This window comes from Paraflavitalea sp., from assembly GCF_059502485.1.
Window position 1 is genome coordinate 831,427 of the sequence record NZ_JCACET010000010.1, and the last position, 16,912, is coordinate 848,338.

The 16,912-nt window shown below is 45.1% G+C and carries 9 protein-coding genes; 4 read left to right on the plus strand and 5 right to left on the minus strand.

The window, feature by feature from the left end:
- Positions 1–121: 121 nt before the first annotated feature.
- Positions 122–3,169: a beta-L-arabinofuranosidase domain-containing protein gene (locus AC5JBY_RS20705; protein ID WP_495906558.1), complete on the minus strand. Its 3,048-nt coding sequence runs from the start codon at positions 3,167–3,169 to the stop codon at positions 122–124.
- 199 nt (positions 3,170–3,368) lie between these two features.
- Between AC5JBY_RS20705 and AC5JBY_RS20710 the strand changes: the two genes are divergently transcribed.
- From AC5JBY_RS20710 to AC5JBY_RS20725, 4 genes are all read left to right on the plus strand, one after another.
- Positions 3,369–3,983, plus strand: a complete 615-nt coding sequence (locus AC5JBY_RS20710; RefSeq protein ID WP_495906559.1) for a hypothetical protein — start codon at positions 3,369–3,371, stop codon at positions 3,981–3,983.
- 48 nt (positions 3,984–4,031) lie between these two features.
- A complete protein-coding gene (map, locus tag AC5JBY_RS20715) occupies positions 4,032–4,796 on the plus strand; it encodes a type I methionyl aminopeptidase (RefSeq protein WP_495906560.1) in 765 nt (254 codons plus the stop codon).
- Positions 4,797–5,292: 496 nt separating this feature from the next.
- Entirely contained in the window at positions 5,293–7,377 is a 2,085-nt protein-coding gene (locus AC5JBY_RS20720; RefSeq protein WP_495906561.1) for a hypothetical protein, read from the plus strand.
- A gap of 31 nt (positions 7,378–7,408) precedes the next feature.
- A complete protein-coding gene (locus AC5JBY_RS20725; RefSeq protein ID WP_495906562.1) occupies positions 7,409–8,203 on the plus strand; it encodes a PIN domain-containing protein in 795 nt (264 codons plus the stop codon).
- 118 nt (positions 8,204–8,321) lie between these two features.
- Here the strand turns inward: AC5JBY_RS20725 and AC5JBY_RS20730 are convergent, their stop codons facing one another.
- The 4 genes from AC5JBY_RS20730 to AC5JBY_RS20745 form a co-directional block, all read right to left on the minus strand.
- A complete protein-coding gene (locus AC5JBY_RS20730) occupies positions 8,322–10,328 on the minus strand; it encodes a RagB/SusD family nutrient uptake outer membrane protein (protein ID WP_495906563.1) in 2,007 nt (668 codons plus the stop codon).
- Between the two features lie 27 nt (positions 10,329–10,355).
- Positions 10,356–13,574, minus strand: coding sequence for a SusC/RagA family TonB-linked outer membrane protein (locus AC5JBY_RS20735; RefSeq protein WP_495906564.1), 3,219 nt, complete (start codon positions 13,572–13,574; stop codon positions 10,356–10,358).
- A gap of 358 nt (positions 13,575–13,932) precedes the next feature.
- Positions 13,933–15,792, minus strand: coding sequence for a sulfatase family protein (locus tag AC5JBY_RS20740; protein ID WP_495906565.1), 1,860 nt, complete (start codon positions 15,790–15,792; stop codon positions 13,933–13,935).
- 13 nt (positions 15,793–15,805) lie between these two features.
- Positions 15,806–16,909 carry a glycoside hydrolase family 88/105 protein gene (locus AC5JBY_RS20745; RefSeq protein ID WP_495906566.1) on the minus strand — a complete coding sequence of 368 codons (1,104 nt, stop codon included), beginning with the start codon at positions 16,907–16,909 and terminating at the stop codon, positions 15,806–15,808.
- Positions 16,910–16,912: the final 3 nt, after the last annotated feature.

Genomic DNA, 16,912 nt, shown 5'->3' on the forward strand with positions numbered 1-16,912 from the left:
ATAGCTTTGTCCTATGTCCAACTCCAGGAAAGATATCAGCAAAAATGCAAAACCCTTCAGCTCTAATGAACTGAAGGGTTTTGCGATTTATTGGGACGGTTGGGCTAATTCGATTGCAGGCTTATTTCAACTTAACATCCAGGTAAACGGAGTGACGGCCGTAAGATTCATAAAATGGTTTGAAGACAACATCGTCAATGGTGAATTGCAATTGCTGGGGATCACCTTTGATCGACTTGCTGATGTCTTCAGCATCGAGGGTTACTTTACGCCATTCTTTTCTTGCTTCCGGCTCCTGGGCTGCCAGCAAGATCGGTCCGTAGAACAAGCTTGCTATGTTCTGCTGGTCCATAACGGGGTCCAGGTGAAACTGGAAAGGCATTTTCAATTCTATCACATCACCATCTTTCCAGCTGCGGCTTATTTTCAGGTAGCTGCCTGGTGTAGCTTTAACCTTTTGTTCTTTGCCATTGATCTTTACAAAGAATCCTTTGGTAGCCCAGCCCGGCACACGCACGTTAACATCAAATTTTCCGCTGCCCTTAATTGTCAAGCGGGTATTGTCTTCGCTGGGGAAGTTTGTAGACTGCTCTATCGTTATTTTCTTTTCAGTCCATTCCAATGTAGAAGGAACGTACAGGTTTACATACAGCGCCTGGTCGTCCTTGCTTTTAAAGTAAATAGAGTTTTGCAGCTTGGTGCTACTTTCTATGGCTGTACCGTTGCAGCAGGTAAAGCCTGTCATATTCGGGTTACCAAATTGCTTGGTAGCGCCTGGCCTCAGCGGCACGTGATAAGTATTGGCAGGTGTATTCTCGGCTACAGAAGCCAGGATATGGTTGTACAGCCCGCGCTCGTAGTAATCCATCAACTCACCACGCTGATCGAACATAAACAGGTCGGTGGTCAATTTCAGCATATTGTACGTGGCGCAGGTTTCGTTCTGTCCGCCAGAAGAGAAACCGTTCTCATACAAGGTTCCCGGCTCACTGATAAAACATTCCGCGTTGTTGGGATTACGGGCGCCCGCAACACCACCAATACTATACATATAATCATTGACCATCTTATACCAGAAGTTATCGGCGATCTTGTAATACTCCGGATTATTGGTAGCCCGGTATGTTTCAACACTTCCTACCACTTGCGGTATATGCTGGTTGGCATGCAGGCCACGGAAAAGATCGACATTCTTGGCCAGTCCATGTGAGTGCTGTGTATCACCAAAGAATACCCTGATGTTATCAAACAGCTGTGCTGTTTTCAGGTGATTTGGTTTGCCGGTGATACGGTACATGCGGGCCATGGCCTCATTCATACCACCAAACTCACCGGCGATGTAGGTATTCCACATTTTGATCAGCGTGTCTGTTGGCACCTTGCTCAAACGTGCATATACCCAATCGCCCATACCGGAAGCTATGTCAAGGGCTTTTTTGTTACCACTTACTTCATATATATCCATCAAACCAGCCAGGATCTTGTGCAAGGTGTAATAGGGTGCCCAGATCTGGTTCTTCTGTCCACCATACTTGGCTCCTTTTTCCAGCATGATAAACTGATCGGGAGGGTAAGCGCTGATGAACCCTGTTCCCCAGTTCTCATAATCAGTACGGATGCCTGCATCACTAAGGTCTGAATCATAACCTGTTTTTCCGGGACCAAATGGCACTACCGCAGGATCAGTCACATGTGCGCCGCCTGCTGTTTTTGCCTTTCCGGATAATTGTGATAATTCGTAGAGGGTATTTACCATCACATCCATCTTCTGGGCGAAGTTGGCCTGCAGCGTCTTGTCATATCCTGTACCGGCATAGGCTTGTGCAATAGCCGTCAGGTAGTGACCTGTACCATGACCTCTTAATTTGGTGTCCTTGCTGTCCCAGGTACCTAAAGGTTTTGCGCCTTCCGGTTGTGGCTGGCCAAAAGCATGGCGGAACATATAAAGGAAGGAATTGGGATCGGTCTTAGCCAATGTCAATACGAACTTATCGCGGTTCTGTACGAACTTGGATTCGTGGCCATGCGCATCGTTCTTCAGGGTAACCTGGCTTAATTGGAACGGCTGCAACTTCAACACCGGTGTAATCGATTTTTTGGGATCTTTTACCGTGACAGTTGCCTTGGGTTGAAAACTTGTACCGGCAACACGTCCCGTAACGGTATAGCTTCCGGGTTTAAGTACCGTCGTATTATCTATAGCAGCAGGCCACAGCACACGCACTTTAGGGCCTTTTTTATTCTGATAATTTCCATCTACATAACTTGGGAAACGTGGCAACTCTCCTACTGCTGTTTCCACCTTCACATCAGATACACCCACTAAGTAAGTATTATACAGCTGCGCCTCGGTGGGAGAAAAGCGGGGAAGGGTATCTTCAGCGCGTCTGCCTGTTGTATTTACCGAACCCTGGTTGATACCCCTGCGGGAATTGTTAAAAATACCGGCCACCTGGGTGCTGCTCAAAGGAACACGGTAGATACGGAAATCGCGGAGCAGGGCATTGAGGTTAGGATCGCCGGACTGCAATGACTTTCCAATGTAAAGCACTTTTTCTCCTGGTTGCTGACCGAACACCTCTGTCAATTCCTTTGGAATATCCTTCGCTTCTCCTGCAGGTTTACTATCAACATACGTAAACATGGTTTTTGCAGGAATATCTATTACGATGGCCAGGTGGACCCATTTGTTCATTTCTATAGCCGGGGCAATTGCTCCGTTGCTACTCCCTGTTATTGAAGCCAGGTAGCCTTTCTGGGCAGCTGTACCTACAGGGGCTGCGGAGAAATGTTTGGAAGCATCCTTTCCAAAATCAAAAAGGCGCTGACCAGGCTGCTCCGAGCGCAGGAATATCCATCCTGATATGCTGAGCGATTCCAGATCTGTCAAGGCTTCTCCCGGAATCGTAAGGAAAGCATTGTTTTCGCCGGAAAGCGACAGCACCTTTCCAAACCGGTTGTCGTTGACAAACTGCGCTTCGCCGCCCTGGAATTTGGCGTGCAAAGTATTACGGGACCAATCTTTGAGGTCTCCGTTAAACACATAGCGAGCAATCATTCCCGTTTCACCGATCCCATCCAATATCTGGTCCTGCGCCTGAGTGGCGTTAACAAATCGTGTCAAAATGACAAATAAGAGGATGGCACGGGATAATTTGTACATTTTCATATTTAAATCTATCAATTTAATCAATAAAACTATGAAGAACCTGCGTGTCTCTATAAGTCTATTTTAACTAATAATGACATGATATTAACAGGTCTCCTGCCTGATAACCAAAGTTATACATAGCCTCAACCCGCCCAAAGCCCCCATTCAGGAACAGTTATTGTTATATATTGGCCTTAAAAAACGTTCTCCCGGCATCATGAAAAAGCTATTCAACCAATCATTATTGCTGTTATTAACCTTATCATTGTTTAGTTGTACAGGACCGACTCCAAAGGCCGATCAATCCGGTAGCGACACCGCTCAAAAGATGGCGTTGGAGATCGATGGTAACAATAAAACAACCGACCCGGCGCCGCTTATTTCACCGGCTTTCTCAAGCGCTCACTTCATGCTGGGCTACCTGAGTGAGAAAGACGATATTCAATTTACCCTATCTACCTATATGCAGGACCTGAAACCCGGCACTTACCAGGTATATGAATGCACCTCAGCTGCTGAATGTGACGACAAGGTACCTGACAATAACCAAATAGCGCTATTTGGGCCTTATCCTAAAGACCCCATGCCACCGATAAACTTGTCCCGGACAGCCTATCATGCGCCTAAGCTTGGGCTTACCCCCTTGATGTTGGTGATCACATCTGTAGCCGATGAACAACAGGCGGGCAATCCATTCAAGACCAAAAGGGTTAAAGGGCAATTTAGCGGCACGCTGGCCTGTGTAGAGCGACAGCAAGACAACAATTGGCTCATTGTAGGAAAAACGACCCAGGTCAATGGCACTTTCGATGTGCTGTGCAGCATGAGGTAGTATCTTTGCCCTGCCCTTATTTGAATAATTTATAATAATAACGCACCTATGTCTATCAATAAAGAATCTGAGCTGATCGGTATGAAAAAAGCCAGCGAAGCCGTTGCCCTCACCCTGAAGGAGATGACCCGGTATGCTGCTCCTGGCATGACGACCAAACAACTGGATGAATATGGCGCACAGCTATTGAACTCACTGGGTGCGAAGTCAGCCCCTTACCTGACATATGGATTTCCCGGCTGGACATGCATCAGCGTCAACAACGAGTTTTGCCACGGTATCCCTTCGCACAAAACTGTCCTTCAAGAAGGCGACCTTATCAATATAGATGTTTCGGCAGAGCTGGACGGCTTTTGGGCTGATAACGGTGGTTCATTTGTGCTTGGTAATGACATCGGTCAACATCAAAAACTGGTGGATGCATCCAGGGAAATATTGCAGAAAGCTATTAACACCATCAGTGGAGGAGTGAGAATTGCTGACATTGGTTACCTGATGGAAACAGAAGCTAAAAAGAGGGGCTTTAAAGTAATTAAAAACCTCGGCGGTCATGGCATAGGGAGAGGTTTGCACGAAGAACCAGGCGATCTGCTTAACTATAAAAACCGGTTTGACACGAGGCGATTCAAAAAGAACTCTGTAGTAGCCATTGAAACCTTCATTACCACCACCTCTACCCTTGCCACTACCCTTTCGGATGGTTGGACGATGGTAGGCAATAAAGGGGGCTTTATGGCGCAACACGAACACACGATCGTGATCACCGACGACAAACCGATTGTGCTGACAGCCATGAACGGGATATGGAATTAGGACCTCATAGATAAATGTCTTTCTGAAAAATAGAATACTGTATCCAAAAGAAGATAAATAGGTCAACCAGCATATATTTAAGACCTCCTTATACAACTACGATTACGCTGTCATCGAAAGACGAACAGGCTTTGACTACTGAAGTACTCTGTCATATCCTAACGTCTTATTGAAGAATTCCTTTGAAATCCATCATATGTATCAGATATGAGATACTCTCTCTAATGAACGCCATCAGCCTCAAGTAAATATTGGTGTGAAGGAGAGCAATACTGTGAATCATGCTATGACCAATACAAATCGTTAAGCAAACCCAATATCCTATAAATATTAGTTTGATTAATCCCACATAAGGGTATTTATATAAAGTGTTGATGCTGCTCAACGTATACTCTGATACACGACTGTTAATTTATTTAAAAACACTATATTTATAGAAATTGCTGCTTCGTGCTATTTGTATAGCAGCCATAAACAGTTAAATACATAAATTAACATGGCAAAAAGCTCTTCGAAGGCTGCACCCAACTCATCAACCAATCTAAGAAACAGGGTTAATAAACTTTTTCTTCCGAAAACGAAACCATTACTCCCTCTGTTTGAAGTAATAAGCAATGCAATACATGCCATAAATGAAAGAAAGAACTACAGTGAAGATAAAAGAAGCGGCATAATCAGGATAAGAATAATTCGAAATGGTGACGATGCAACTTATAAAAAACTCCCTGATAACGACTCCTATCCAATTCATTCATTTGAAATAACCGACAATGGAATCGGTTTAAATGAAGAAAATTATCTATCATTCCAGGAATTTGATTCTGAATACAAACTGGACATTGGAGGTAAAGGAGTTGGCAGATTGGTATGCCTTAAAGCATTTCATTCCATTAACATAAATAGTGTATATCGGAATGGGGATCAATGGAAGCTTCGATCCTTTGAATATAAGAAGACAAAGGATGGATTCGAGAACTATGAAGAAAAAGCGATCGAACCCAAGAATAGCACCGGAACTAAAATAACCCTTTATAAATATGATGATGAGTATGGTAAAAAAGTCCCCCGCGCCATCATCGAAATTGCCCGAGAGATAGTGAGTCATTTTCAGCTGTATTTTATAAAAAAAAGACAGCCTGAAATTACTATTATGAATCAAAACGGAGACATTATAGACTTAACTGGTCTATACGAAAGAGAGTTTAAGAAAGAAGTAGAAACGTCCAACTTCACATTGAGCAGCAGCCAATTCGAGGTATATATCACCAAGTCACACAATGCCAAGAGCAATAAGATACTTTACTGTGCTCACGAAAGAGTTGTTAAGGACGAGGGGTTATCGCAATACATAACAGACCTAAATATAGGATTCAAAGACTCTTCAGACCAATCAACCTACTACTATCAAGTGTATGTTGTCAGCGAATATTTGAATAAGACCGTAAATGAAGAGCGAACTGGATTTCACTTTGCACTGGATGACGATGATTCTGAACTTGAATTTTCAGAAATCACACTTGCCAAAATAAGGAGAGAAAGTCTAGTGAAAATAGAGGCATTATTATCCAATTTCTTGACAGTATTAAGAACAGAAAAAATGCAACAATACATTCCGATTATCAAGCAAGAGTTTCCTAATTACTCCATTGTTGTAAATTATAATCGGGATAAAGTATCAAGATTACCCGCAAACTTGCCCAAGGAGGAACTTAATCTCAAGCTGTTTGAAATTGAAAGTGAATGGAAACTAGATGTCAAGAAAAAGGGCATTGAAATTCTGAAAAAAAAGAAAGATGCAACGACTCTCCCACAATACAAAAAGATATATGAAGAATTTATGGAAGAATTCAACGATGTCGGAAAATCAGACCTTGCAAGGTATATTGTACACAGAAGAACGATAATTGACTTGCTTGATAAATTAATAGAACTGAATACACAAGGAAAATTTGAGGACGAAGAACTCATACATAGTATTTTTTTCCCTGTAAGAGAAAAAATGAACACTATTGAATTTGAGAAACAGAATTTATGGCTATTGGATGAAAGGTTAACATTCAATACATTCCTTGCTTCAGACAAACAATTCAAGTCTATTAAGGAGCTAAATTCTTCCTCCAGCGATCGAATGGATCTAGTAATCAAAAAGGAAGATGTTTATGACTATGCAACATTGTATTCAGAAAATAAATATCCATTCGAATCCTTTACTATTATAGAATTTAAGAAGCCCAATAGAAACGACTATAAATATGGGGACGAAAAATTGGATCCCATATACCAAGTAAGAAGATATATTCGAAACGTAATCGATGGGAATGCTAAAATGAGCGGAAGAACTATTGAAGCGAAAATAAATACACCATTCTATTGCTATATTATAGCAGATATTACACCAACATTACTGTACATTCTCCAAGAAGAACGCTTTACACCTACACCCGATGGAATCGGACACTTCAATTTTTACGATACTGCTAATTATAAAGCATACATTGAAGTAGTCCCGTTTAAAAAAATTATAAAAGATTCAAAACAAAGAAATAAGGTATTGTTTGACAAGTTAAACATTAACCCGTAGCAGCAGCATCGTCAGGCACAAAATTGATACTATGCTATTTGAAAAGACAATCTTGATACTAGACACGAATCAATGGATTTATCTAGCAAACAGCCAAGATCCCGAAAACCAAACATTTCACAGTCAGCATATTGTTTTGCTAAAAAAGTTGCATCAACTTATCGAAAAGAATAAGATTATTTTATTGGCTAATCACATCATTTATGCGGAATGGAAGCGCAATAAAGATGTAGCATTCAGTTATATAAACAAATTAAGAGCAAAAAGAGATGAATTTGTTAAGCAGCTCAAAGAAATGTCTAAATATCTAGACAAAGAGCACATCCAAGAACTCTCATCTTTGGAATCAAATCTCGAGAGTAAAATAGAGGATGAGATTGAAGAAAACCGAAAACACATAATGGACGTTGAGGAACTGCTGAACAAGGCAATAAAATTTGATATATCAGACAATGTGCGTAAAAATGTTACAACTTGGTCGTTGGCCGGCAGAGCTCCATTCATAAATAACAGAAACAATACCGCAGACGCCTGCATCCTGTTCTCTGCTATAGAGTTTGTTAAGGCAAACGGTGTAAAAATATTCGACCTTCCTACACAATACCCTAACTCAATATTTGTAAGCTATAATAAAAAAGACTTTTCAAGTAAAGACAATTATAAAATTATCCATTATGACTTGAAACCTTTATTGGATTCTGTCAAAATGCATTATGCGAGAAATATCGTAGAAGCGCTAAAAATAGTAGACAAAACGATACTTGAAGAAGAAGAGATGATCCAAATAGCAGCAGAGATGGAAGCTTACATGAAAGAAAAATATTAACTGTAAGAATTTTTAAAAAGAACATTATGAGGCACCCTTAAAAGTATTTGTATAAAAAAGGGAACACATTGCTGTGCTCCCTCCCACCTGCCAGGGTGTTTTGCTATGCTAACTCTAACTATTTTGTTTTTTCATCTGCAACGGCGTCTTCCCACTTATCCCATTTGGGAGCACTGGCATCATAACCATCATAGCCAAAGTTTTGCCACAACTTCTCTTTGATGTTAGCCGTAATGGCGGCATAAGGGATGGGCCAGTACATGTTCTTTTTATCCATGGTATAGTTGGGATTGCTATTACCAGTGGCATTGATCTGGATCGGGCCTTTGTTGTACATGCTGTAGTGCACGATACGCTGGTACCAGTAGCTACCACCTGCATTGTCTGTTCCAGCTTGCTTGTCATAATTCTCCAGTGAATAAGTATTACCCCACTCATCAGGCTTGCCGCTACGGGCCAGGCAAAGTGAAACACGTTTCAGTTCGACATTGCGCCATTCTTCCCAATACAATTCACGGCCGCGCTCGTTCATGATATCGCCGATGGTCACAGCTCCCTGGTACAGTTGGGCGCATTTCGCTCTTTGTCTTACGGCATTGAGGTCATCCTTGATCGATCCATCGCCCGGGTTGAGGTAATACTTGGCCTCGGCCCTCAGCAGATAAGCTTCTGCGAGGCGATATAAGTACCAATCAGCATTACCGCCATTGGTAGCGCCACGCAAACCATCAGAGCCCGCGATATTGGCTTCATTGACGGGGTCGTTGAGAAAAAACTTATAATGGGGCACATCAAACCAGCGGCGAATGGTGTCGCTGCAAAGCAAGGCACCATTGCCAGGATTGTACAAGGTGAGGGGTTTGCCGAATTCTGTGGAAGCTTTGTTGTTGACCTTATAGTCTTCCATGCGGATCCAGTTGCCTGTCGCTGAACTATGGCGCAGGTCGTCCGCATCCATCACTCCGTTTACAACCCACATGTCTTTGGTGGAGAAGCTGGAGGGACGGAAAGTAGCAATGCCCCGTCCAAATGCACGCATGTAATCGTACTTATTGTTGTAGTTGGCAGCATCATTGCGGCGAATGTTCAACAGGGCCTGTTTGCCATCCCTGGTCTGTATCCGGGTGTCGAATACAAATGGATACAGGATACGCATGGTGAGCATTTGAATGAACGCTTCCGCATCTGCGCCCCTGTTGGGCATACCGAGGATCACTTCCTTGTTGGTAGCGATCAGTTTGTTCTCAGGACGGTGCAGGTCCCAGATCACGTTACGGGTAATGGTCCATGTATTCGCTTCGCCACCTGTGTTGAAGGTGCCGAAGTTGTTTTGCATCAGGGAATAGCCTGACTGGTTGATCAGGATATCCATTTGCTCTTTTGCCTTTTGATACTGACCGGTTGCCAGGTAACATTTAGCGAGCAACATGCGGCAGGCGCCTTTGTTGATCATACCGACAAGGGGCATGTCTTTTTGATCGGGCACCCATTCTACAGCTTTCTCCATATCGGCGGTGAGCATTTGGAGAATAGCATCTTTCTTGGTGGCACGGTAGTTTTGCTTGGGTACGCTCACGAGCGTGGTCACCAGCGGGATGTCGCCAAACTCCATCGTGAGGCACATATAACGATAGGCGCGGTGAAAATAAGCCCTGCCCTTGTACGCATTTTTGGTGGCTTCGCTCAGGCTCTGTACACCATCTACATATTGCAGGATGGTGTTGGCGTACATAACTCCTTTGTACGTCTCTTCCCAGAGGTACCAGATGCTGTTGGTCCTGTCGAGATTCTGGTAAACGGTTTCGCTGGTAGGCGTCAGCATGTTGGCTACATCGCACAACATGTTACGCTTATCCGTGGCAGCGGCTACCATCATTTCGGAGAAGAGATACTCCGTTCCCAGGGTCAACATTTCGTTGTGGTCAGTGGCCCAGTAGGCCTTCAAATGGCGGTCGCAAATGGCCATGGCAGCTACCAATCCATTTTCAGTATTGAATGTTGTTCCTGGTTCGTAGAACGATAACGGATCAGGTTGCAGAAATTTCTTGGAGCACCCGCTCAACAATACCATTCCACTCAGCAGCAGGGTTACGCCTTTGGAGGCACGCTTCAGCTTTTTATTCATATGTTGCATATCATTCACGCTAATTCATTAAAAAATTAAGTTGACACCGAGGTTGTATACCCTTGAGGCCCATCCGCCTGTTTCAGGATCACCGTAGTTTTTCCAGTCACTGGCCCACACAGCGGCATTGCGCACAGTAGCAAACACTTTGACTTTGTTTACGGTAAAACGTTTGGTCCATTGGTCTGGCAGGGTGTAGCCTACAGCAATATTATCCATGCGGATAAAGGAACGGTCATAGAGCTTATTGGCTCCTGCTGCTCCAGTAGGCCCCTTGGCTTCGATACGTCCGAATTCGTTGGTCGGATTTTCCGGCGTCCAGTATGTCTTGGCAGGCAGATTGGCCATGCCGTAGGCCATACGACCACCATCATCGTCATTATTCAGGTATTCACCAGCGAGGCTCTTATGGCCCATGTAGGAGTAAATGTTGAAGGATATATTCAGGTTATTCCATAAGATGAATTCGTTGCGCATAGACCACTGCCAGGGTGCGATGGTAGAACCGAGGAATTCCTTATCTCTGTCGTTATAGACCGGCGTCACGGTACCATTGGCATTCTTGACATCATCGGCTGTATAGTTATTTGCAACTTTGGGATCACCAGGTACCTGACCATACTTCTTAGCCTCATCTACTTCATTCGCCTGCCAGATGCCTGTAACGCGATAGTTCCAGATGGCGCCGATGGACTGACCAATGAACCAGCCATTGCTGATATCATCTCTTTCTTTGGTGCCGATCACGTTGCCATTGGCGTCCAGTACATTCTCCTGGTCATAATATAGGTGCGTGATCTGGTTCTTATTGTAGGATATGCCCAGGGTGGTATTCCACTGGAAATTTTTCTTACGCATGTTTACGGTGCTGAGCGTCAGTTCCACCCCGCTGTTATCGACCTGACCGAGGTTGGTGATAATTTCCTTGAAGCCGGTAACATTGAGGATACGCTGCAGCATGATCATGTCGTTGGTCTTCATGTTGTAGTACTCCAGGCTACCGGTGACGCGATCTTTGAAGAGACCGAAGTCAAGACCGATGTTGTACGACGTGGTGGTTTCCCACTGGAGGTTGGGGTTTGCCAGGCGGTCGGCATACAGGTAGCGGTATAATTGCTGTTGACCGGCTGCGTTCAGATATCCCTGCATTTTGCCAGCGCCTTCGCTAAGGTTAGACAGTGCTACATACGGATCGGCCAGTGACCGGTTGCCGTTCTCTCCATAAGAGAAACGCAGTTTACCCATGCTCAGCACACTGCTCTGGGGGAAAAACTTTTCGTTGGTAAAGGTCCAAGCCACCGCGGCAGAAGGGAAATAGGCGTATGGGTTGGACGTACCGAACGCTGAATAACCATCACGACGGAAAGAGGTGGTGATCATGTAGCGGTTATCGTATGAGTAGAACAATCTGGCCAGCATACCATCAGCCGTTTGGCGGGAATCGGTGCTGGAATAAGAGCTGTTCTCTTTACTACCGTTTTTGCTATTGTGGAAGCCGAGGGCATCAGAAGGCAGGATGTTGCGTGCCTCGATGCGGTCGGTCCAGGATTTAAGTTCTTCTGCTTCCTGTACCAGGGTGACCATCACGTGGTGATCGCCGAAGTGCTGGTCCCAATTGATGGTATTGTTGAGCGACCAGTTGAAGCGTTTGGATTGCTCCCGGTTGGCTCCCCTCGTCTTGGGGTCGGAACCAGGCAGGTCGGCCGACATGAAGTAACGGTCGTAGAAGAACTGCAGGCGTGGAGAGGCGTTGAATGAATACGTGATGTTGAATGGCAGTTTTATTTTGGCATTCACGATCGTATTCAGTACTGTATATCCTTTTTCCAGCTCCAGGTATTTTTTCTGGAAATCGTAGTTGTAGCCACGCTGGCTGAATTCGCCGCTCAGCGGAAATTGTATAGGGCCACCGATTGCATCTGTATAATCGGCATACGGACTGTTGCGCATCATCTGGTCCATATCGATATCGATGTTACCATCGGAACGGTCCTGGAAGTTGATGTTGGCGCCTACTTCAAACCATTTGGTGACCTTGGCGTCAATTTTAAAGTTGGAGCGCACGGCCCGGTAATTGTCACTTACTACAGCGCCTTCATTTTTGAGGTAGCCCATGGAGAAGTAGTAGTTTACTCTGTCGCCACCACCACTGACGCTGGTATTGAGGTCGTAATTGAGGCCGGTACGGAATGTTTTATCAGTCCAATCGGTCGTTTTTCCATCCAGCAGGTTTTGCAAGACGTTGCCGGCAAAACCCAAACGGCGGGCCCAGATGCTCTGGTCAGATTCATTGGCCGTATTGGTGGTATAACCACGCCACTGATCGATGGAAACACCTTTCAGCTGATCGGGCCTTGAAAAATAGCCTGGTCTGTTGGTATATACTCCAGACTGGTATGCTTCGTAAGCACCCGTTGTAGGGTTAACACCGTAGGTATTTTTGGTAAACCAATCCTGGCGGTGTTGCAGATATTCATCGGGCGTAAAGCGTTCCCGTATAATACTTTTTTGCGTAGCGCCAAAGTTCATTGTAGAGGTAATGACAGGTTTGCCCGATTTTCCTTTTTTAGTCTGTATGAGGATCACACCACTCGCGGCCTTAGAACCGTAAACAGCCGTGGCAGAGGCATCTTTTAAGATATCGAGTTGCTCGATGTCATCGGGGTTGATCTCAGAAAGCTCTCCATAGAAAAGCATTCCATCCAATACGATCAGGGGGTTGTTGTGCCCGCCATCATTGTACACAGAACGGCGTCCGCGGATCTCGATGCCACCGCCACCTTTGGCGGAAGGATCGAAGCCTACGCGCACACCGGGTGTACCACGCAGGATGTCCTGTACTGTCTTGGGATTTTCGTTGGCGATCTTATCAGGCTTGATCTGGGTGATAGCGCCGGTAAGATCCTTTTTCTTCATGCTGCCATAACCTACCACCACCACATCATCGTAAGCGGTAGCAGCCTGCTGCATAGTAATGGACAGGGGATCGTTGCTCAGTACTACTACATTCCTGCCAACGTAACTCACGTGTGACAAGACTAAAGTAGCACCTGTAGACGCCATTATACTGAAGGCGCCTTGTGCATCGGTCCTTACCGTCGTTTTTGAACCCTTAACGGCAACGGTAACATCCGGCACGCCGATACCGAGCGAGTCGGTAATCTTTCCGGTGACGGTTCTCTCCTGTGCGTTAACGCCCAATGAAAGCAGTGCTAAAAAAAGAAACGTACATAGTTTCGGTAGCATTCGAGACATGTACAACGGAAAGGCGTGGCCTTCCCTGATTTGTTGGGGATTCCTCTTCATAATAGTCAATCGTTTTTAGATGTTCGCATAGCAGTGTTATAGGTAGAAGAAAATTAAATAAGGAGATGTAGCAAACGGAAGGATCATTAATAGCAGTCAGTCCAGTTCAGTTTCACAGGCTATGCAGATGCAATCGTTTGAACACTTTTTCCTGATTGTAAAAGAAAAGAACATCCATCAGACATTCTTTTCAACCTTTTGTCGATTCGTGCCAAGTTTGGGATTGCGGCATAGCATGCCGGCTTCGAAAACGTTTTCGAAAGAGGAGAATAAAAAGACCGGTAAGAAAACCAGTCATTTAGGGAGTATTCAGTAGTGTATTCATGCTAAACCTAAGGTCACTTATTTTGCCGTGATAGGTTTGCATGCGCCCGGTAAGTTCCTGTCCCTGTAGTTTACCACAGGTCACGAACCCACCTTTGATCTTTGTAAGATCACCTTTGATGGTTGTATTTAAAATGATGTTGTTATTGAACCGTAGCGTTACATCCCCACTGGCTGAAAGCGTGAGCCAGACAGGACCTGCTGTAGTATTTAAAAGTTCACTTTCCTTTATCGTTCCATCTGCCAGCCTGATACCTATTCGATTATGATAGGCAAACAACCGGAAGTTGTTTAAGTAGTCGCAAACAATACCACCTTCATTGATATTTTCCAGGTAACCTGTAATGTGCAAGGTGTCTGGATTCCACATCTTTCTGTTGAACGACAGGTCCATAGCGCTGCCGTACTGAGCAATGGTATAGCTCCTATAGGAGAACTTTGGCAAGGTTCCTTCCAATATACTGGCCTGCGTTTCACCCTGTCGTGCCAGTTCTTTTTCCAGCAATGTTTGCATGGCTTTCAACTTGCTTTGGTAAGAAGGGCTATCCGCCAGGTTCCTGAACGAAACCCTGTCGGTATTGAGGTTATATAATTCCAACGGAGGACGATAACTATAGCGATCGATCAAAAACTTTGCTTTAGCGTCAGCCGTAGCCTTTTCCACCCATGAGTCGAAATAGAATTCATTGCACTCTACTTTGTCGATATGGGTAATGAAACGCAGACCCGGGTGATAGTTTTTAATGTAATGGAATCCGTCGGCCGTGATCACCGATCTGGCAGGAACATAATTGTACCAGAAGTGAGGCTCCATAGACGTCTCGGCAAAAACATAGTCGCTGTGCTTTGTCGTTTTGCCTGATAATACTCCCTTGAAAGAGCGGCCATCGAGGCTATCTACTTTAGGGCCGCCTGCCATGTCAATCAGTGTGGGGGTAATATCCACTAACGACACCAACGCATCGGACACTGAACCTTGTTTTGTTTTGCCGGGCCAGCGCACGATCAAAGGCACTCTTAAGCCTTGATCATAGACCGTCCATTTGGCACCGGGAAACTGTGCTCCCTGGTCGGAGAGAAATATAAACACCGTATTGTTCTTTTTGCCGGACCTGTCTACGGCGTTCATTACCTCTCCCAGCATTTTATCGGCCTCGCCAATACTTTGGTAATAGGCAGCCAACGCCTGGCGGGTTTCTTTGGTATCGGCCAGGTATTCCGGCAGGTCCAGTTTAGCAGGATCAAAGTCTTTGTTGGGAAACCAGGGTACATGGGGCACCCAAGGCGCTACCACGAGGCAAAGTGGCTGTGCAGCAGCTGATTTGAAATGTGATTCGATAGCATTGACGGTTTCCTTTTTACGGTCGAGCCTGTTTTCGACGGGTTCGTACTGACCAAATTCTTTTCCGATGTGCTCAAAGGGGAAGTTAGCCAATGGCGCCATGTGAATCTTGCCGGAGATCACTACGCGATAGCCTGCTGCCTGCAAATAATGTGGTAAACTTTTAGTGCCGGCATGGACGGTGAAGTGGTTCATCTGTGCACCGTTACGGAAAGGATACAAACCTGTGAACATGGCACTGCGCGAAGGCGTGCACATGGGTGAGGCGGCATAGGCTTTTGTAAAACGCATACCCTCTGCAGCCAGCAGGTCCATATTGGGCGTTTTCACCTGTTTGTTGCCATACGCGCCTATATCCTGCTGATTTAGGTCATCGGCCAGAAATATGATGATGTTGGGCTTCTCCTGTGCATACAAAACGGGGGCAGCCCCAACGCTATATAGCAGCAAGGCAACAACAATGATCCATTTTCTGTCTTTCAGATGCCCCATTCCCTATACGATTTTATTTTTCCAGTAGCGCTGCAATGCACCAGGTGTAAGCTGCCTGCCCATGGTAATCGCCTTTGCTGCGCGGCCGATCATAATAATATTGTTTATCGTTCTTTTTGTTGGTGCCTACGCATACTTCTGAAACAGCGCCTTTTTCATCTACATATGGTACCAATGCCATCCAGGCTTTGCGGGCTACAGGCGCATATTCCTTCTCTTTGAGCCATTTTTGTTTTACACCTGTGATCAATGCGTAGGTAAACATAGCAGAACCAGAGGTTTCTGCCCAGCTATCTTTTTCGTCGATCAGTTGATTCCATATGCCTCCCGGCGCCTGAAAATCTTTCAGACTTTTCATCATCTTTTGGTAGCCTTCCATGATTCGCGGGCGGTACTGATTATTGGCAGGCAAATACCGCAATAATTCGGCCATGCCTGCAGCCATCCAGCCATTGCCACGCCCCCAATAGAATGGCACATCGGGTGCATGGTAGAACAAGCCGTTTGGACGTTGCAGGGTATCTAAATATAACACCATTTCTTTAGCTGCACGATCGATGTATTTTACATCGCCTGTCACTTTATATGCCTGTGTTTGTACAATGGTGATCATGTACATGTCATCGATCCAAAGACGGGTTTGCCAGGAGTAGCCTTTTTCAGCCCATGCCTTTTCCTGTGGTTTCGCATTTTCAGGCACTTCCCACTGCGTATCGGCATAGGGCATTCCCAGCTCCCGGTATTTATTATCTTTCGTTATCTGGTGAAGCAGCAACGGCAGGCTGCCAAACATATTCAGGTCCACATGGTTTTTAATGGGCAGCAAGGCGCTTTCTGTTGTGAACAGTGGCTGAAACTTTTTCTCCAGCGAATCGAGCAATGCTGCATCGCTGGTCAATGCTGCATACTGCAGCGAACCCCTCCAATAAAATGTTTCGGGATAGCTGATCCATTTACCGGCATGCAGCGCATGTTTGGCATTTATAAAACGGTAAGCTATCCGCTTACCGACTTCTTCGGGCGTATAACCTTTAGGGAATTTAGTGAGGCTGTTCTTTTGAGCAACCAACAACTGGGCAGGAAGCAATAACAGCGCTATCAATAACTTTTTATACATGGC

Excerpts from the sequence above, each read along its gene's own strand:
- AC5JBY_RS20705 (WP_495906558.1), bottom strand. The coding sequence starts at position 3,169 with ATGAAAATGTACAAATTATCCCGTGCCATCCTCTTATTTGTCATTTTG.
- AC5JBY_RS20710 (WP_495906559.1), top strand. The coding sequence starts at position 3,369 with ATGAAAAAGCTATTCAACCAATCATTATTGCTGTTATTAACCTTATCA.
- map (WP_495906560.1), top strand. The coding sequence starts at position 4,032 with ATGTCTATCAATAAAGAATCTGAGCTGATCGGTATGAAAAAAGCCAGC.
- AC5JBY_RS20720 (WP_495906561.1), top strand. The coding sequence starts at position 5,293 with ATGGCAAAAAGCTCTTCGAAGGCTGCACCCAACTCATCAACCAATCTA.
- AC5JBY_RS20725 (WP_495906562.1), top strand. The coding sequence starts at position 7,409 with ATGCTATTTGAAAAGACAATCTTGATACTAGACACGAATCAATGGATT.
- AC5JBY_RS20730 (WP_495906563.1), bottom strand. The coding sequence starts at position 10,328 with ATGAATAAAAAGCTGAAGCGTGCCTCCAAAGGCGTAACCCTGCTGCTG.
- AC5JBY_RS20735 (WP_495906564.1), bottom strand. The coding sequence starts at position 13,574 with ATGCTACCGAAACTATGTACGTTTCTTTTTTTAGCACTGCTTTCATTG.
- AC5JBY_RS20740 (WP_495906565.1), bottom strand. The coding sequence starts at position 15,792 with ATGGGGCATCTGAAAGACAGAAAATGGATCATTGTTGTTGCCTTGCTG.
- AC5JBY_RS20745 (WP_495906566.1), bottom strand. The coding sequence starts at position 16,909 with ATGTATAAAAAGTTATTGATAGCGCTGTTATTGCTTCCTGCCCAGTTG.